This is a genomic window from Streptomyces sp. NPDC048461 (genome assembly GCF_055587105.1).
In genome coordinates this window covers 107,225-125,056 of sequence record NZ_JBVJGW010000011.1, presented here as the reverse complement: position 1 = coordinate 125,056, position 17,832 = coordinate 107,225, and the positions used below count along the sequence as shown (strand labels likewise).

Below are 17,832 nucleotides of genomic sequence, written 5' to 3'. Positions count from 1 at the left end.
TCAGCCCGCCGCGGGGGGCGCCGTGGAGGCCGCGGTGAGCTCGTCGGCGCGGTGGCGGCGGCGGGACACGGCGATGAAGACGCCGGTGCCGACGGCGACGGTCGCGCCGACGCCGATGACCCCGGCGAGGCCGCCGGACAGGCGCGGGTCCTCGACGTCCTTGACGCCGTAGTCGGCGAGCGGGGAGCCGGCGGCCGCGTGGTCCTCGACCTTGGCGTCGATGCCCTTGTCGGCGGCGACCTTCTCCAGGCCGTCGGGGTTGGCGGAGGCGTAGAAGGAGACGAATCCGGCGAGGACGAGGGCGGTGGCCAGCCCGGTCAGCCAGAACGTCCGGGTGGAGCGGTGGGCCGCCGGCGCGGGGGCCTGGGCGGCGGGGGCCTCGACGAGCTCGCCGCCGACGCGCAGCCGGAGCGGCGCGCGCAGCCCGCGCGCGCCGTGCACCAGGTCGGGGCGGACGGCGATGACGGCGCCGACGGTGGCGGCGGTGATGGCGGCCTCGCCGATGCCGATGAGGACGTGTACGCCGACCATGGCGGTGAAGACCTTGGCGAGCGGGACGTCGGTGGTACCGCCGACGGCGTAGACGGCGGTGAAGGCCGCGGCGGCGGCCGGTACGGAGACGAGGGCGCCGGTGAAGGCGGCGGCGGTCACGGAGCGGCGGGTGGGCGGCAGCACCTTGAGCAGCCCGCGGAAGAGCGCGTACGCGACGACCACGGTGACGACGCCCATGACGGTGATGTTCACGCCCAGCGCGGTCAGCCCGCCGTCGGCGAAGAGGATGCCCTGCATGAGGAGCACCACCGAGACGCACAGCACGCCGGTGTAGGGGCCGACGAGTATCGCGGCGAGCGCCCCGCCGAGCAGGTGGCCGCTGGTGCCGGCGGCCACCGGGAAGTTGAGCATCTGGACGGCGAAGACGAAGGCGGCCACGAGACCGGCGAGCGGGGCGGTGCGCTCGTCGAGCTCGCGGCGCGCGCCGCGCAGGCTGACGCCCACCGCGGCGACGGCCACCACTCCGGCGGCCACCGAGACGGGTGCGTTGATGAATCCGTCGGGCACATGCATGGAATGGCTCCGCTTCCTCACACAGACTTACAAAGTCTTTAACCGTTCAAGAATAGTGCCCACTTGCGAACGGTTGGCAAGAGCGTCTCCGTCACAAATGGACCCGTGCGCTTTCGTGGGAATGTGCGAGGCTGGACGGACAAACGGACTCAAATGTTCCGATTTCGAGGAGTCGTGTCGATGTCAGCGACCGCCGAGAATCCGCCCGCCGCCGGAGCGGCCACCGCGACCGCGGCCGCCGTCGAGGAACGCGCCAGGGCGCGCGTGATCACCGACGACCCGTTCTACCGGACCGTCCCGGCCTTCCTCCGCTTCGACCCCGACGAACCCCTGGCCGTCCGGATCGTCTTCCCCGCGGACCTCTCCCCCGAGGGCACGGACAACGAGTGGGTCTTCCCCCGCGCCCTGCTGGAGGCCGGCCTGGTGACCCCGACGGGGACCGGGGACGTACGCGTCTGGCCCTGCGGCCGCGTCCAGGCGGTCGTCGAGTTCCACTCCCCCGAGGGCGTCGCCGTGGTGCAGTTCGACATCGCCGTGCTGCGCCGCTTCCTGCGCCGTACGTACGCCTCCGCCACCCGGTAGGCGCAAACGGCCCGGCCCCGTACCACCTGGCGATCAGGCGGTACGGGGCCGGGCCGTCGGGCCGGAGCCGTCAGACGTTGACCAGCTCGCGGTCCTTGTCCGGACCCTCCGGCGGGGTGGAGCCGCCGGCGAGGTGCTTGCGCAGGCTCTCGCCCTCCACGTCCACGTTCGGCAGCAGCTTGTCCAGCCACTTCGGCAGCCACCAGGCCTTGTGCCCGAGCAGGGCGAGGACGGCCGGGACGATGGCCATGCGGACCACGAAGGCGTCGAAGAAGACGGCGACGGCCAGTCCGAAGCCGATCATCTTGACCATCTGCTCGCTGGCCCCGATGAAGCCCGCGAACACCGCGATCATGATGACGGCGGCGGCCACGACCACCCGGGCGCTGTACTGGAAGCCCGTCACGACCGCCTGGCCGGGACGCTCTCCGTGCACGTACGCCTCGCGCATGCGGGTGACGAGGAAGACCTCGTAGTCCATGGCCAGGCCGAAGACCACGCCCACCATGAAGATCGGCATCATCGACATGATCGGGCCGGTCTGCTCCACCCCGAACAGCGAGCCGAGCCAGCCCCACTGGAAGACCGCGACGACCGCGCCGAGGGCCGCGACGACCGACAGCAGGAAGCCGAGGGCGGCCTTGAGCGGAACCAGGATCGAGCGGAACACCAGCATCAGGAGCAGGAAGGCGAGGCCGACCACGAGCGCCAGGTAGGGCAGCAGCGCGTCGTTCATCTTCTGCGAGAAGTCGATGTTCATCGCGGTGGCGCCGGTGACGAGGACCTCGTCACCGCTGACCGCGCGGATCTCGTGGACCAGGTCCTCGGTCTGCGTCGAGGACGGACGGTCCTTCGGGATGACGGTGATGACGCCCGCGTCGCCGGCCTCGTTGAGGTTCGGCGGAGTGACCGCGGCCACGCCCTCCAGCCCCTTGATCTGGTCGACCGTCTTGTCGGCGAGCGCCTTGTCGCCGTCGACGACCACCATCAGCGGGCCGTTGAAGCCCGGGCCGAAGCCGTCGGACAGCAGGTCGTACGCCTGGCGCTGGGTGGTGGAGACCGGCTGGGCGCCGTCGTCCGGCAGGCCCATCTCCAGCTTGCTCGCCGGGATCGCGATGATCCCGAGGCCGATCACGCCGGCCAGCAGCACCATGACGGGGCGGCGCAGGACGAAGCGGGCCCAGCGGGTGCCGCCGTTGGCCTTGGGCTCGGCCTCGGCCGGGCGGCCCTTGCCGAACAGCCTGCTCTTCGTACCGGCGGGCAGGACCTTCTTCCCCGCGAAGCCGAGGATGGCCGGGACCAGGGTCAGGGCGACCAGGACCGCGATGACCACGGTTCCGGCGGCCGCGAAGCCCATCTTGGTCAGCATCGGGATGTTGACGACGGCCAGGCCCACCAGGGCGATGACCACGGTCAGACCGGCGAAGACGACGGCGGAACCGGCGGTTCCGGCGGCCCGGCCCGCGGCCTCGTCGCGCTCACGGCCCTCGGCGAGTTCCGCGCGGTAGCGGGAGACGATGAAGAGGGCGTAGTCGATGCCGACCGCGAGGCCGATCATCATCGCGAGGGTGGAGGTGGTCGAGCCGAGGTCCAGCACGTTGGCCAGCGCGGTGATCGAGGAGACGCCGATGCCCACGCCGATCAGCGCGGTCAGCAGCGGCAGCCCGGCCGCGATCAGCGAGCCGAAGGTGATGACGAGGACGATCGCGGCGACCGCGATGCCGATGATCTCGCCGGACCCGGTCTCGGGGGCTGCCATCAGGGCGTCGCCGCCGATCTGGACGTTCAGCCCCGCGGCGGTGGCCTCCTTGCCGGAGTCCTTCAGCGCGTCGCGCGTCTCGTCCTTCAGCTCCATGCCGCTGACGTCGTACTTGACGCTGACGTAGGCGGTGGAACCGTCCTGGCTCACGGCCTGGGACTGGTACGGGTCGGCGACCGAGGAGATCTGCTGCGAGCCCGGGCCGGACTTCAGCTCGGAGACGATCTTCTCGACCTCGGTCTTGGTGCCGGGGTCGGTGACCTTGGCCCCCTCGGGGGCTTTGATGACGATGCGGGCGGTGGCGCCGTCGGCGGCCATGCCCGGGAAGCGCTGGTCCAGCAGGTCGAAGGCCTTCTGGGCCTCCGTACCGGGTATGGAGAAGGAGCCGGAGGTGGGCGCGGACGCCGATGCGGCACCGAAGCCGGCGACGAACAGCAGCGCCACCCAGACGAGGGCGACGAGGCGGCGGCGCCGGAAGGCGCCCCGGCCGAGCCGGTAGAGGAAGGTGGCCACGTCGTGGTTCTCCCGTTCAGGTCGTGGGATGGATCCGAGGCGGATCAGGGCATGGTGAGCCGGCCCGACGACGAGAGCGGCGTGTCAGGAGCAGCGGGAGGCGGTGGTGGGGACGGGGCGGATCAGACGCCGAGGGCGGGGAACACCACGGCGTCGATGAAGTCACCGAGGAACGCCCGGTCCACGGGCCGGTCCTCGATCAGCGGGAGCGCGATGAACGCCCCGATGAGCATGTGGGGTACGAAATCCAGGGCGGGACAGTCCGGGCGGATCTCGCCCCGGTCCACCGCGTGCTGGAGCATGTGCTGGAGACCGTTGATCTCCGGGTCGACGAGCAGGTCCCGCAGCGCCTGGTGGAGTTCCGGGCTCTCGTGGACGGCGTGGGCCAGACCCCGCATCAGCGCGGTGTCCTTGGCCATCTGCGCGTCGTCCGAGTGCGCCACCATGCGCGCGAAGTCCCCGCGCAGGGTGCCCGTGTCGATTTCGCGCAGCGAGACGGGCTGCGTGCACCGAAGGGCCTTGGCGACCAGTTCCGGCTTGCTCCCCCACTGGCGGTAGAGGGTGGCCTTGCTGGACTTCGTCCGGGCGGCGACCGCGTCCATGGTCAGCGCCTCGTAGCCGACGTCACGCAGGAGGTCGAGGACCGCCTCGTGCAGTTCGGCCTGCCGTTCGGGGGTGATCCGGCTGCGCCGAGCCGCCATCGCCTCGGTCATGTCCGCCACCCTCCGTCCGAACGAAACTGTTCCGTACGCTTAGACCATACCCCCGCGCCTAGCGAAACGAAACCGTACCGTTTCGCTTCGGGGGGTGTCATGGATCACCTGTACGAGTTGCCGGGCCCCCCTGCCGCGGAAAGCATTGGGGGGTGAGTCACGACGTCGCGTACCTCCGCTTCCCGCACCTGCACGACGACCTGCTGTGCTTCGCCACCGAGGACGACCTCTGGGTCGCCCCGCTGGTCCCCGACGGACAGAACCCCGGCCGGGCCTGGCGGATCACCGTCGACCGGACCCGGGTCAGCCACCCCCGCTTCTCCCCCGACGGCCGGCACATCGCCTTCACCACCTGGCGCAGCCTCGACCCCGAGATCCACCTCGCCCCCGTGGACGGCGGCCCGGCCCGGCAGCTGAGCCACTGGGGCGCCACCGACACCCGCGTCTGCGGCTGGACGCCGCCCGACGAGGAGGGCCGCAGCGACATCCTCGCCGTCTCCTCGCACGGCCAGCCCTTCTCCTACTTCGCCTGGGCGTACAGCCTCCCCACCGACGGCAGCCCCGGCGGACGCCTGCCCTGGGGGCCGGTCTCCGACCTCCAGGTGCACGACGGCGAGGACGGCGAGCGGCGCACCCTGCTGCTCACCGGAAAGCCCCCTCACGAGCCGGCCGCCTGGAAGCGCTACCGCGGCGGCGCAACGGGCCGGCTCTGGCTGCACGGCACCCGGCTCCTGGAGGACATCGAGGGCCACCTGGACTCCCCGATGTTCGTGGCCGGGCGGATCGCCTTCCTGTCCGACCACGAGGGCGTCGGCAACCTGTACTCCTGCCTGCCGGACGGCACCGGCCTGCGCCGGCACACCGACCACCGGGAGTTCTACGCCCGGCACGCCTCCAGCGACGGCTCGCGGATCGTCTACCAGTGTGCCGGGGACCTGTGGCTCGTGGAGTCGCTGGCCCCCGACGCGGTCCCGCGCAAGCTCCGGGTCCGGCTGGGGGGTCCCCGCGCGGGCCGGCGCAGCTACCAGGTGCCGGCCGCCCACCACGTCGACTCGCTCTCGGTGGACGCCACCGGCCGGGCCAGCGCGGTCGTGGTGCGCGGCAGCCTGTACTGGCTGACCCACCGCGACGGGCCCGCCCGGACCATCGCCGACACCCCCGGCGTGCGGGTGCGGCTGCCGGAGATGCTCGGGAGCGGCGGGCAGGTCGCGTACGTCACCGACGCCGAGGGCGAGGACGCGGTCGAGATCGCCTACCTGCCGCGGGCCTCCGGGGAGCGGGAGCCGCGCCGGCTCGCCTCCGGCGAGCTGGGGCGCGTACTGGAGCTGCTGTCCGATCCGGACGGGGAGCGCCTCGCGATCGCCTCCAACGACGGGCGGCTGCTCCTCATCGACGCGACGGAGGAGTCCAACGGCGAGGTCACCGAGCTCATCCGGTCCGTCAACGGACCCGTCACCGACCTGGCCTTCTCCCCCGACGGGTGCTGGCTGACCTGGTCGCACCCGGGCATCGGCCGCTCGCTGCGGCAGATCAAGATGGCCCGGATCTCCGGTCCCGGCGCCCACACGATCATCGACGTCACGAACGGCCGCTTCGAGGACGAGAGTCCGGTCTTCACCCGGGACGGCCGCTACCTCGCCTTCCTGTCGTGGCGCGGCTTCGACCCGGTGTACGACGTGCACACCGGGGACCTGTCCTTCCCGCTGGGCTGCCGCCCCTACCTGGTGCCGCTGTCCTCGGCGACCCCCTCGCCGTTCGCGTTCTCGCCCGACGGGCGGCCCGCGGCCGGCGGGCTCGACCCGGTCGACGGGGACTCGGACGCGGGGGACGGCGCGGTGACCGTGGAGGTGGAGGGGCTGGAGAGCCGGGTGACGCCGTTCCCGGTGTCGGCGTCGAAGTACTCGGCCCTGTACCCGGTCAGCGGCGGCGGGCTGGTGTGGCTGCGCTGGCCCATCTCCGGCGCGCTCGGCGAGACCTTCGCCAACCCGGCGGACACCAGCGGCAAGCCGACGCTGGAGCACTTCGACATGACGAAGGCCCGTAAGACCGAACTGGCCTCCGGCCTGGACTGGTTCGCGGTCAGCGGGGACGGCACCCGGCTCGTCGTCAACGACGACGGCGACCTGCGCGCGGTCCCGGCGACCGAGTCGGGCGACAGCGACTCGACCGTCTACCTGGACCTGCGGCGCATCCTGCACGAGGTCGACCCGGGGGCCGAGTGGCGCCAGGCCTTCGAGGAGGCCGGCCGGATCATCCGCGCGTACTTCTGGGAGCCGGGCATGTGCGGGATCGACTGGGACGGGGTGCTGCGCCAGTACCGCCCCCTGGTCGAACGGGTCGCCTCACCCGACGAGTTCGCCGACCTGCTGCGCGAGGTCCTCGGCGAGCTGGGCACCTCGCACGCGTACGTCTCCCCCGCCCGCCGCAACGAGGGCCCCCCGCACTACCAGCGGGCCATCGGCCTGCTCGGCGCCAACCTGGTCCCCCGGGACGGCGCCTGGGTGGTCAGCCGCATCCTGCCCGGCGAGTCCTCGGACTCCAAGGCCCGCTCCCCGCTGGCCGGAACGGGCATCCGGGAGGGCGCCGAGCTCACCCACGTGGACGGCCGCCCGGTCGATCCGGTGACCGGACCGTACCCGCTGCTGGGGGCGGCCGGCGGCACCACCGTGGAGCTGACGTTCCGGCCCGCGGAGGGCTCCGGCCGGGCCCGCCGGGTCGCCGTCGTCCCGCTCGTCGACGAGCGGCCGCTGCGCTACCAGGACTGGGTGTCCAAACGGCGCGCGGTGGTCCGGGAGATCAGCGGCGGCCGCTGCGGCTACCTCCACATCCCGGACATGGGCGGCTCGGGGTGGGCGCAGTTCAACCGCGACCTGCGGATGGAGATGTCCCGTCCGGCGCTGATCGTGGACGTGCGCGGCAACGCGGGCGGGCACATCAGCGAGCTGGTGGTGGAGAAGCTGACCCGCTCGATCCTCGGCTGGGACCTGACCCGGGGCGCCCAGCCGGTCTCGTACGCCTCCAACGCGCCCCGCGGTCCGATCGTCGCCCTGGCCGACGAGGCGACCGCCTCGGACGGGGACATGATCACCGCGGCCGTCAAACTGCTGGGGCTCGGCCCGGTGGTCGGCCAGCGGACCTGGGGCGGGGTGGTCGGGATGACCGGCCGGCACACCCTCGGCGACGGGACGGTGATCACGGTGCCGATGAACGCGGCGTGGTTCCCGGAGTACGGCTGGTCGGTGGAGAACCACGGCGTGGAGCCGGACCTCGCGGTCCTGCGGACCCCGCTCGACTGGGCCGAGGGCCGCCACGCGCAGCTCGACGACGCGGTGCACCTGGCGCTGGAGCTGCTGGAGCAGGACCCGGCGGCGGTGCCGCCCGGCTACACGGACGTACCGGACCGGCGCCGCCCGGAGCTGCCGCCGCGGCCGTAGGGGCGGACGGGGCACGGGGAAGGGGCGCGGCCCGCGGGCCGCGCCCCTTCCGTCGGTCGGTCCGGTCGCGCCGCTACGCGCCGAAGCCGTCGTCGAAGGCCTCGGCGGGACGCCGCCGCTCCGCCCGGACGGGCGTGCCCGGGGCGTCCGGCGCGCGCTGCGCCGAACCCTCCGGGGACTCCTCGCGGGGCGGTCCGGCTTCGGCGCCCGCGCGCTCGGCCAGTTGCCTCGCCTTCTCGTGGAACTGGTCTCTCAGGCCCATGGCGTACCTCCAGCGTGATGTCGGGGGGCTCGGGTGCGACCAGCCTGGCACGACTGGACGAACCTCGCACATCCGACATTTGACGCTCAGGTGCGCGCGGCCCGCTCCTGCTCGTCCGCGGCCCCGCCGGCCCCGACGAGCCCCTTGGAGACGGAGGCCAGCCGCGGCTCGAACCGCTTCATCTCGCGCTGCCCGACGGCCGCGATGACCGCCGGCAGGTAGCCGCGCACGCCCTGCATCCCGCGCAGCCACCACTGCGCGTACACGTGCGCCGAGCGCCGCTCTATGCCCGCCACGATCCGGTCGACGGCCGGCCCCAGCGGGTACGTGCGGTTCGACGGCCAGGGCAGCCGCTGGCGCAGCTCCCGCATCACGTCGTCCTGGTCGGCGCCGCGCACCATGTCGGTGTCGGTCCAGGAGAGGTAGCCGACGCCGACCTTGACGCCCTTGTAGCCGACTTCGGCGCGCAGGCAGTGGGCGAAGGCCTCGACGCCCGACTTGGAGGCGCAGTACGCCGTCATCATGGGCGCCGGGGTGATCGCGGCGAGCGAGGCGATCTGCAGGAAGTAGCCGCGGCTCTCCGTCAGGACGGGCAGGAAGGCCCGGCCGGTGACGGCCCCGCCGATCAGGTTGACCTCGATCACCCGGCGCCAGGCGTCGGGGTCGGAGTCGGCGAACGGGCCGCCGGAGGCCACGCCCGCGTTCGCGACGACGATGTCGACCTTGCCGAAGCGCTCCTTGACCTCCTGCGCGACGCGGGCCATCGCCTCGTGGTCGGTGACGTCCGCGAACCAGTGGGCGCTCTCGGTGTGCAGCCGCTCGGAGACCTCCTTGAGGGCCTCCGGCTCCAGTCCGACGAGCGCGATCTTCGCGCCGCGCGCCGAGAGCTTGCGGGCGAGCAGTTCGCCCACCCCGCGGGCCGCGCCGGTGACGACGGCGACCTGGCCTTCCAGACTCCTGCGGCTCACGGGGTCTTCTCCTTCTCTTCGGTGGGGAGGTACAGGGCGGTCAGTTCGCGCAGGGCGCGGGTGACGGCTTCCGGGGCCTCGATCGGGGTCATGTGCCCGATCCCGGTGAGCTCGGTCAGCCCCACGCAGTTCGGCAGGGCGGCGGCGAGCCCCCGGGCGTGCACCACGGGGGTGAGCCGGTCGCTCGTACCGGCGACGACCGCGGTGGGCACGGTGAGCCGGGCGACGTCCGCGTCGAGGTCCAGCCCGGCCAGCACGTGGGACCAGTCCCGGCGAACCCCCGCGGGACAGGCGTGCACGATGCGGGCGCAGGCCTCGACCGCGTCGGGCGCGGAACCGGGGGCCATGGTGGCGTACTTGAGGACCGCCCGGGCGACCGGCGTGACGGGCCCGAGCGGGGCGCGCGAGCCCAGCACCGCGCCGGTGATGCGGGTCCGCGCGCGCCCCGGGCGCAGCGGCAGCACCCGCGACTCGGCGACCAGCCGTCCGCTCCCGGTGCTGCACAGCAGGGCGGCCGCGGCGTGCTCGGCGAACTCGGGCCGGCGGGCGGCCGCCATGACGGTCATCCCGCCCATGGAGTGCCCGGCGACGACGGCCCGCTCCCCGGCGGCCAGGGTGGCCTTCAGCACGGCCACCAGGTCGTCCGCGAGGGCGGTGGTGGTGCACGCGCGGGAGGCGGGACTGCGCCCGTGGCCGCGCTGGTCGTAGGCGATGACCCGGTGGTCCGTGGCCAGTTCGCGGATCTGCGCGGCCCAGAAGGCCGTGGAGCAGGTCCAGCCGTGCGCCAGCACCACGGCCGGCGCCCCCTGCGGCCCGTGCACCTCGACGTGGAGGCGGGCCCCGTCGGCGGAGACGGCCTCCAGCTCCCGCCCCGCGGCGGGCGGGGCGTAGCGCCCGGTCGTGACGTGCGCCGTGCGGCTCACGCGGCCCCCTCCCCGGCGGCGGCGGACGACGGCCCGGCCGGCGGCACGGGGGCCTTGGCGGCGGGCGCGGGGGCGGGCGCGGGCGCGGCGGGGGCCCCGGCGGCGGCCCGGGACACGCCCACCGGCACCGGTGTCCGCTCCTGTTCCCGGTCGCGGTCCCGGGCGCGGACGACCTCGTACTCCGCGAGGTCCACGGACCGCGTCTCCTTGCGGAACTCCCCGGTGGTGCCCGGCCAGACGGTGGTGTTGCGGCCCTGTGCGTCCAGGTACCAGCTGGTGCAGCCGCCGGTGTTCCAGACCGTCCGCTCCATCCGCGCCTGGACGTGCCGGTTCCACTGGTTCACGGCGGAGGGCCGGGCGGCCAGCGCGACCTTCCCGCCCAGGCTGCCCCCGTCGAGGAGGGCCAGCTGGCGCAGGTAGTCCGCCATGTAGTTCAGCTGGGACTCGATCATCAGGATCATCGAGCTGTTCCCCAGCCCGGTGTTCGGACCGATGATCGTCATCCAGTTGGGGAAGCCCGCCGCCGTCGCACCGCGCAGCGACTGCATCCCGTCCTTCCACTCGTCCGCGAGGGTCTTGCCCTCCGCGCCGACCACCCGGTCGGCGATCGGCATGTCCGTGACGTGGAAGCCGGTGCCGAAGACGATCGCGTCGACCTCGGTCTCCGTCCCGTCCGCGGCGACCAGCACCGAGCCGCGGATCTCCTTGAGGCCGGAGGCGACCAGGTCCACGTTGGGCCGCGCCAGCGCCGGGTAGTACTCGCTGGACAGCAGGATCCGCTTGCAGCCGATCCGGTAGGAGGGCGTCAGCTTGGCCCGCAGCGCCGGGTCCTTGATGGAGCGGGCCATGTTGGCCTTGGCCAGCGCCTCGACGAGCCCGAGCTGGTTCGGCCGCTTGGTGAAGGCGCTGACCTGGAGCTCCCGGATCCCCCACAGCAGCCCGCGCCGCGCCGCGCGGGTGAAGGGCAGCTGGCGGTGCAGCCAGCGCTCCGCGGTGGAGATCGCCCGGTCGGTGCGCGGCATCACCCACGGCGGGGTCCGCTGGAAGAGCGTGAGCCGCTCCACGTCGGGGGCGATGGCGGGCACGATCTGGATGGCGGAGGCGCCGGTGCCGATCATGGCGACGCGCTTGCCGGCGACGTCGTAGTCGTGGTCCCAGCGGGCCGAGTGGAAGACCTTCCCGGGGAACTGGGCGAGCCCCGGTATCTCCGGCATCTTCGGGTCGGACAGCGGTCCGGTGGCCGACACGACCACGTCAGCGGTCAGCTCCCCGGCGGCGGTCTCGATCTCCCAGTGCAGCTCCTCGGCGTCCCAGCGCATCATCAGCACCTCGGAGTCGAGGCGGATGTGCCGGCGCAGCCCGAAGGTGTCGGCGACGTGCTCCAGGTACTCCCGGATGGCGGGCTGCCCCGAGAAGGTCCGCGGCCAGTCCGGGTTGGGCGCGAAGGAGAAGGAGTACAGGTGCGACGGGACGTCGCACGCGCACCCCGGATAACTGTTGTCGCGCCACGTCCCGCCGACCGACCCCGCCCGCTCCAGGACGACGAAGTCCGTGATCCCCTCGCGCCGCAGCCGTACGGCGGCCCCGAGACCTCCGAAGCCCGACCCGATCACCGCCACCCGTACGTGCTCACGCCGCCCGTGCTCGCGCTCGCCCATGCCCGCCGCCTCCGCTTCATCCGCAGTGCCTTGCCAGACCATCGCAACACTGCCAGCAATCACTGGCACAATCGGGAGAGTAGAGCAGCTCCGTACTCATGGGTAGGGGTCGCGCCCGGAAAGTTACCGCCGGTACGCCATAGGCTGCGCCTGTGGCGAAGGACGAGACGGAAGCGAAGACAGTGCGCGAGTACCGCACGGAGGAACTGGCCGAGGCGGCCGGCATCCCCGTCCGCACCCTGCGCTTCTACCGCGAGCGCAAACTGCTCCCCCCACCGCGCCGCGAGGGCCGCATCGCCTGGTACGACGAACACCACCTGGCCCGGCTGCGCACGGTGGCCGCCCTGCTGGAGCGCGGCCACACCCTCGGCGGCATCGCCGAGCTGACCGCCGCCTTCGAGAACGGCCGCGACGTGGGCCAACTGGGTGAGCTGCTCGGCATCGGCTGGTCGGAGGAGACCCCCGTCCGCCTGACCCCCGAGGCCCTCGCCGACTACTTCGAGGGCGAGGTCACCCCGGAGAACCTGGCGGCCTCCCTGGACCTCGGCTACCTCGCGACCGACGGCGAGGAGATCGTGCACGTCAGCAGGCGGCTGCTGGACGTCTCCGCGGCCCTGGTCCGCGAGGGGATCCCGCTCTCGGCCGTCCTGGAGACCGGCCGCCGGGTCCGCGAACACGCGGACGCGCTCGCGGCCCTGTTCACCGAGCTGATTTCGACCCACACCTCGCAGGATGCCCTTCCGCGCCTGCGCCCGCTGGCGAAGAGCGTGGTGGAGGCGGAGCTGACGATGGCCATGGACCGCCTCCTGGCCGCGTCACCGCCGCCCCCCGCGCCCTCCCCCGGCCCGGATCAGACCCCGAGCTGATAGACCACGGTCACCGGCGCGTGGTCGGACCAGCGCTCCGGGTGCGTCTCGGCCCGCTCGACGAAGGCCTTCACCGCCTTCGCGGCCAGCCCCTCGGTCGCGACCTGGAGGTCGATGCGCCAGCCGGCGTCGTTGTCGAAGGCCCGGCCCCGGTAGGACCACCAGGAGTACGGCCCCTCGGCGTCGGGGTGCAGCCCGCGCACGACGTCGACGTAGCCGGCCTCCCCGTAGACCTTCCCGAGCCACTCCCGCTCCTCGGGGAGGAAGCCGGCGTTCTTGCGGTTGGTCTTCCAGTTCTTGAGGTCGGCTTCCCGGTGGCAGATGTTCCAGTCGCCGCACACGACGACCTCGCGCCCGTCGGCGGCGGCCCGCACCTTGAGCTCCCGGAGGTAGCCGAGGAACTCGTCCATGAACCGGTACTTCTCGTCCTGCTTCTCGGTCCCCGCCTCGCCCGAGGGCAGGTAGAGGCTGGCGACGGTCACACCGGGGAAGTCCGCCTCGACGTACCGCCCGGAGGCGTCGAACTCGTCGCTGCCGAAGCCGACCCGCACCCGCTCCGGCTCGCGCCGGCTGTAGAGCGCGACCCCGGCCCGGCCCTTGACCGCGGCGGGCGCGAAGACGGTGTGCCAGCCCTCGGGCGCCCTGGCCTCGGCGGGAATCTGCCCCTCCTCGGCCCGCACCTCCTGGAGGCAGACGACGTCGGCGTCGGAGCCGGCGAGCCACTCCACGAAGCCCTTCTTCGCGGCGGCGCGGATCCCATTCACATTCACGGAGGTCACAGTGAGCATCCCTGCACGATAGCGGGATGCTTCCGTACGATATTCGAATGTCTCACGGGATGATCCAGCTCCGCGCCGTGCCCTACGACCACCCCGACGCGGTCAAGCTCAACGACCAGGTCCAGCTCGAGTACCAGGAGCGCTACCAGAGCGAGGGCGACGTCACGTACCTCGACCCGGCGATGTTCGCCCCGCCCCGGGGCCTCTACCTCGTCGCCTACGACCTCTCCGACGCCCCGGTCGCGAGCGGCGGCTGGCGCGGCCAGGACGAGAACGAGGAGGGGTACGCGGACGGCGACGCCGAGCTGAAGCGCATGTACGTCGTCCCCGAGGCCCGCGGCCTGGGCCTCGCCCGCCGCATCCTGTCGGTCCTGGAGGAGGACGCCCGCGCGGCGGGCCGCACCCGGATGGTGCTGGAGACCGGAGACCAGCAGCCGGAGGCGATAGCCCTGTACCTCTCCTCGGGCTACGCCCCGTCGGCGAAGTTCGGCCACTACCGCTTCCACGACTCCAGCCGCTGCATGACCAAGCCCCTCCACCCCTGACCCCACCCCGCCCGGCCGCGCAGGCACCCCCAGGCCCGAACTCCGCCTGAACCCGGTGCGCCTGCGGGCCGCGCCGGCTGCGGAAGCGTCAATTGCCCCGGAAACGACGAAGATCCCATCCGATCTTTCGATCGGACGGGATCTCGTCACCGTTCCCGAGAGCTACTCGCGAACTGTCGTTTGTGGGGTGTTCACGAGTGGGTCTGACCAGGGCCGCGCGAAGCAGCTGAAGATCGCTTCCCGTGGGCGGGAAGATCGCTTCCCACCTCTGCAGGCGGCTGGGGTGTCGGACGTGCGTGCAATGCTGTCGGGGCCCTGCGGCACCTGGGGGACGGATCCGTCCCCCAGGTTGGCCGACGGCGAATGCGCACCCCCGAAACGATCCCCATCCGCTGTTTCGGGGGGCGAAGCCGCCATAGGCCCTGAGCACGCCGGCGACGTTAGACGGCGGGGAGAGGCAGTGCGGCTGCGTGACGCCCACGGCAGGGGAGCACGGTTCCCACACACCCGCCATGGCGCCCCTCACGACGGCACGGCACTGGCTGCCCGGATGAAGCCGGGCGACTGCAGCAACCGCGGGTGCCTGCGCGTTCGGGTGTTACTGCCAGAAGATCTGTTCGATGACGATCTGTGGGTCGGCGGTGCGGTGGGTGAAGGTGTAGCGGAGCCAGCCGTGTCCGTGGTCGAAGTAAAGGATGTGGGCCCCGCGGGGTTCGGTGGAGCGGACGGGCTCGATGCTGACCTTCGCCGTGTCGAGGTGGTCGTCACGGTAGGGATGGCGGGAGGTCTTCAGCTCGGTGACCGCGTCGATGATCAGGTCTCGCACGCTGGCGGGCAAAGCGTCGCGGTACTCGGCGGCCAGCTTGGTCCAGTCGGCGGCCCAGGGCGGGCCGGTGAACTCTGCGCTCACTCGCCGGGCCCGAGCGAAGCCACCTGGTGGTGGATTCGGGACGCCTCTTCCAGGAGATCCTTGGCCTTGTCCGGATCGGCGCACTCGGCGGCCCGCTGCTCGAGATCGCGAACGTGGTGGTCGAGCTCGGGATCCCGGGCGAGGGCGTACTCGCCCCACCAGCGCGCCAGAAAGGCGGGGGCCGCGCCGATGTCGTAGGTGTCGGCGATCTTCGCCCGCCAGTTGGCCTCGAAGTCGGCCAGCAGCTGCGGCGCATGCGCGGCGATTGCAGCCCGCAGCGCGGAAATGCTGCGCTCGGGCATCGGGGGGACGCCTTGGGAGGGCCCGGGGGCGGTGGTCATGGTCGCATCCTCTTCCGGTCGGCGCCCTCCACGATAGTGCGTAAGGCGTGGGGCGGGCAGGCAGCCGAGAGGATCCGGCCGCGGCCGCGGATCCACCGCTGGCCCAGGACCGGCCAGCTCACAAGATCGCACTGTCCACTCGCTCGCGCTATTGCGAGAACTCCGGAACTTGTCGGCGGGTCGGTGGGCACCCGATGGGCAGGTGCGCCTCAACTGCCCGGCGACGGACCCGTCCAGGTGATCAGCGACTGCCTGGTGCTCGTCACCGTCCGCCCCGCCCACCGGCGTGGCCTGTTCAAGGGCCCGCGGGGCAACATCGGCACCGGCCAAACAGTGGTGCCGTCGATGCGATCACGGAACTCGCGGGAAGCGCTTCGTCCGCCATCATCGCGAACGGGCTTTCCCCGCCCCAGCTGCCGGGACGGTTCGCCCGAGCACCTGACACCCCGGCACCACACACCGGGCTCACGCACGTCCAGCAATCGCCAGGGGCAGCCCTCTTGCTTCCATGCAGACAAGCAACGCGGTGCCCGGCTCCGCTCGAGGCCGGGCATCACGCCTGTGTGCCTTGTGTCAGCCGCCGATGATCGAGAAGCCGATCACGACACCCGCCGTCACAGTGACCTTGCCGGGGGCGAGGTCACCCTCTCCTCCTCCACCACCGCCTTGCCGGTGTCCACGGTAGGAGTTCTGCAGCTGGTCGGAGTCCACGTCCTTGATGTGGATGACGGGACCGAGCCGGACACCGCCGGCCTCCGCGTATAGCACAGCCTTCTCACGTGCGGCAGCGACGGCGGCCGTGCGCGCCCGTGCTCGCAGCTCCTTCTTCGTGCTCACATCGAACTCGACACCTGCAACCTGGTTCGCACCGGCCTCGACAACATCGACGAGCACCGTCTCCAGGATGTCCAGCTCACGCAGCTCGATCACAAACGCGGCCGTGCACTCGTAGCCGAGGAACTTGCGCTCATTGCCGAAGTTCCATGAGGACTCCAGGTTCAGCCGCGACGTGGACACAGCCGTGTCCGGGACCCCGTGGCCGCGCAGCACCTCCCGGACCTGGTTGACGCTGCCCCGTGTGACCTCGAACGCCTCGCTCGCCTTCTGCCTCGTCTGCTTGACCGCCACGCGAAGTCGGGCCACATCAGGCGCGGCATCCACGCTCGCCGCACCGAACACGGATATACCCCAAGGGGCGTCTATGGACTGAGTACCGTTCATGTCGCCCATCCAAGCAGGTTGAGTCGCCAAGGAAGATCGCTTCCCACCCCGCTGGCGGCCGGACCTTCTCCGCTGTCAGACCCAGAGGCAAGGATGAACGGCATGACGAAGACCGGGGCGGACTACGCGTGGTTCGAGAACGACTTTCCAGACATCGCCGAGGCGTACTGCTTCACTCTGGTGCGGGGCCTGTCGCCTGCTGAGCTGATATCGCGGCTGGAAGGACGGCCGGAGGCTCCCTTGCAGGGCATAGCCGCGGTCGTCGATGCCGCTTTCGCCCAGTACGAGCTGGAGGATGGCGACCGTCTGCTGGTCGCCGTGACGACTGTCGGCGCCTGGACGCTGCTGATCGAGCCCAACGGCTACCTCGGGGTCACCGAAGAGCGAGCGCTTCCGGCCTCCGCCGGCACGAGCTGGATCTCTCATTTCGTCAACGTCAACGCCGTCGGCACGTTCCTGTGGGCCGAGGACCAGGCCCTGCGGCTCTGCTTCGACCCCATGTTCCCCGAAGACCGCTGGGGCACCACACCCGACGAACTCCTCGACGTCATGACTCACATCGGCTTCCACGTCGACGACGACGCACCGGAAACCGAGATGGACCTTTCCTCACCGGCCGGCTTCGCTCTGGCGGAACACCTCACCGGCGTCGCCATCACTCCCGAGCTGCTCCAGGACACGACGTTCACCTGCTCCACCGTCCAGATCCGATGACATCGTCCGTCCGCACTCCCATGTCCGGGCCCATGGATGCGGCGTGGATGATGGCGCGGTGACGAACATCAATGACGACCACGTGAAGGTCCACTTCCGGATGGACATAGGCGAGGACGGCTGGCCGCCGGCGAGTGTCGAGAGTCTGTGGGCCGTGGAACTCGGCGACGGCACGGTGCGGCTGGACAACACGCCCTGGTTCGTACGGGGAGTCGCCAGCGGCGACATCATCCAGGTGGAGCTCGATGGCGAGGGTGTCCGATGGGCCGGCGAGACGGTCCGAGCATCAGAGAACTGCACGATCCGGCTGATCGTACTCAAGGACGGCGGCTCAGCGGCCGCCCGGCAACGTGCGCTGGAGATCTTCCACAAACTCGGCACGACGGGCGAGGGCATTGAGCGGTACGGGATGGTCGCGCTTGACATCCCGCCGGAGGCGGACCTTCCTCGGATCCAGAAGCTTCTGGAACGCGGTGCGGTGGAGGGGTGGTGGCACTGGGAGGAAGGGTGCGTCACCGCTGCCTGGAGATCCACGGCTGCAAGCTGAGCAGCTGCGCGTGCGGCTGGAGGGCTGCCAAG

Annotated in this window: 17 protein-coding genes; 6 read left to right on the top strand and 11 right to left on the bottom strand. The window is 71.8% G+C overall.

Going from position 1 to position 17,832, the window contains the following annotated elements:
* A complete protein-coding gene (locus ACZ6S8_RS20540) occupies positions 1-1,065 on the bottom strand; it encodes an energy-coupling factor ABC transporter permease (RefSeq protein ID WP_469457671.1) in 1,065 nt (354 codons plus the stop codon).
* 180 nt (positions 1,066-1,245) lie between these two features.
* On the opposite strand from ACZ6S8_RS20540, the gene ACZ6S8_RS20535 reads away from it, so the two are divergent.
* Complete coding sequence (locus tag ACZ6S8_RS20535) at positions 1,246-1,647, top strand: SsgA family sporulation/cell division regulator (protein WP_469457669.1); 402 nt, start codon at positions 1,246-1,248, stop codon at positions 1,645-1,647.
* A 70-nt stretch (positions 1,648-1,717) separates the two neighbouring features.
* Here the strand turns inward: ACZ6S8_RS20535 and ACZ6S8_RS20530 are convergent, their stop codons facing one another.
* Entirely contained in the window at positions 1,718-3,919 is a 2,202-nt protein-coding gene (locus tag ACZ6S8_RS20530) for an MMPL family transporter (RefSeq protein WP_469457667.1), read from the bottom strand.
* A 122-nt stretch (positions 3,920-4,041) separates the two neighbouring features.
* Positions 4,042-4,632, bottom strand: a complete 591-nt coding sequence (locus ACZ6S8_RS20525) for a TetR/AcrR family transcriptional regulator (protein WP_469457665.1) — start codon at positions 4,630-4,632, stop codon at positions 4,042-4,044.
* A gap of 152 nt (positions 4,633-4,784) precedes the next feature.
* On the opposite strand from ACZ6S8_RS20525, the gene ACZ6S8_RS20520 reads away from it, so the two are divergent.
* A complete protein-coding gene (locus ACZ6S8_RS20520) occupies positions 4,785-8,066 on the top strand; it encodes a S41 family peptidase (RefSeq protein WP_469457663.1) in 3,282 nt (1,093 codons plus the stop codon).
* Positions 8,067-8,139: 73 nt separating this feature from the next.
* Here the strand turns inward: ACZ6S8_RS20520 and ACZ6S8_RS20515 are convergent, their stop codons facing one another.
* The 4 genes from ACZ6S8_RS20515 to ACZ6S8_RS20500 all read right to left on the bottom strand — a co-directional run bounded on the left by ACZ6S8_RS20515 (position 8,140) and on the right by ACZ6S8_RS20500 (position 11,877).
* The gene (locus ACZ6S8_RS20515) at positions 8,140-8,328 is read right to left on the bottom strand and encodes a hypothetical protein (protein ID WP_469457661.1); all 189 of its coding nucleotides are present in this window, start codon (positions 8,326-8,328) and stop codon (positions 8,140-8,142) included.
* Between the two features lie 86 nt (positions 8,329-8,414).
* Entirely contained in the window at positions 8,415-9,296 is an 882-nt protein-coding gene (locus tag ACZ6S8_RS20510) for an SDR family oxidoreductase (RefSeq protein WP_469457659.1), read from the bottom strand.
* Entirely contained in the window at positions 9,293-10,219 is a 927-nt protein-coding gene (locus ACZ6S8_RS20505; protein ID WP_469457657.1) for an alpha/beta fold hydrolase, read from the bottom strand. The genes ACZ6S8_RS20510 and ACZ6S8_RS20505 overlap by 4 nt, the downstream gene beginning before the upstream one ends.
* Positions 10,216-11,877: a flavin-containing monooxygenase gene (locus ACZ6S8_RS20500; protein WP_469457655.1), complete on the bottom strand. Its 1,662-nt coding sequence runs from the start codon at positions 11,875-11,877 to the stop codon at positions 10,216-10,218. The genes ACZ6S8_RS20505 and ACZ6S8_RS20500 overlap by 4 nt, the downstream gene beginning before the upstream one ends.
* Before the next feature lie 152 nt (positions 11,878-12,029).
* On the opposite strand from ACZ6S8_RS20500, the gene ACZ6S8_RS20495 reads away from it, so the two are divergent.
* Positions 12,030-12,743, top strand: coding sequence for a MerR family transcriptional regulator (locus ACZ6S8_RS20495; protein WP_469457653.1), 714 nt, complete (start codon positions 12,030-12,032; stop codon positions 12,741-12,743).
* Here ACZ6S8_RS20495 and ACZ6S8_RS20490 read toward each other — a convergent pair.
* A complete protein-coding gene (locus tag ACZ6S8_RS20490) occupies positions 12,728-13,531 on the bottom strand; it encodes an exodeoxyribonuclease III (RefSeq protein ID WP_469457651.1) in 804 nt (267 codons plus the stop codon). The two genes, ACZ6S8_RS20495 and ACZ6S8_RS20490, sit on opposite strands and share 16 nt — an antisense overlap.
* A 38-nt stretch (positions 13,532-13,569) precedes the next feature.
* Between ACZ6S8_RS20490 and ACZ6S8_RS20485 the strand changes: the two genes are divergently transcribed.
* Positions 13,570-14,067 carry a GNAT family N-acetyltransferase gene (locus tag ACZ6S8_RS20485; RefSeq protein WP_469457649.1) on the top strand — a complete coding sequence of 166 codons (498 nt, stop codon included), beginning with the start codon at positions 13,570-13,572 and terminating at the stop codon, positions 14,065-14,067.
* A 598-nt stretch (positions 14,068-14,665) separates the two neighbouring features.
* Here ACZ6S8_RS20485 and ACZ6S8_RS20480 read toward each other — a convergent pair.
* The 3 genes from ACZ6S8_RS20480 to ACZ6S8_RS20470 all read right to left on the bottom strand — a co-directional run bounded on the left by ACZ6S8_RS20480 (position 14,666) and on the right by ACZ6S8_RS20470 (position 16,539).
* On the bottom strand, positions 14,666-14,977 hold the full coding sequence (locus ACZ6S8_RS20480) for a hypothetical protein (RefSeq protein ID WP_469457647.1): 312 nt from the start codon (positions 14,975-14,977) through the stop codon (positions 14,666-14,668).
* Positions 14,974-15,279 (bottom strand): hypothetical protein, encoded by a 306-nt coding sequence (locus ACZ6S8_RS20475; protein WP_469457645.1) that lies wholly within the window; start codon positions 15,277-15,279, stop codon positions 14,974-14,976. The genes ACZ6S8_RS20480 and ACZ6S8_RS20475 overlap by 4 nt, the downstream gene beginning before the upstream one ends.
* 612 nt (positions 15,280-15,891) lie before the next feature.
* On the bottom strand, positions 15,892-16,539 hold the full coding sequence (locus tag ACZ6S8_RS20470; protein WP_469457892.1) for an SIMPL domain-containing protein: 648 nt from the start codon (positions 16,537-16,539) through the stop codon (positions 15,892-15,894).
* Between the two features lie 102 nt (positions 16,540-16,641).
* Between ACZ6S8_RS20470 and ACZ6S8_RS20465 the strand changes: the two genes are divergently transcribed.
* Together ACZ6S8_RS20465 and ACZ6S8_RS20460 are read left to right on the top strand one after the other, a co-directional pair.
* Complete coding sequence (locus tag ACZ6S8_RS20465; protein WP_469457643.1) at positions 16,642-17,253, top strand: DUF6461 domain-containing protein; 612 nt, start codon at positions 16,642-16,644, stop codon at positions 17,251-17,253.
* 58 nt (positions 17,254-17,311) lie between these two features.
* Positions 17,312-17,800, top strand: a complete 489-nt coding sequence (locus ACZ6S8_RS20460) for a DUF4265 domain-containing protein (RefSeq protein ID WP_469457641.1) — start codon at positions 17,312-17,314, stop codon at positions 17,798-17,800.
* Positions 17,801-17,832 lie beyond the last annotated feature (32 nt).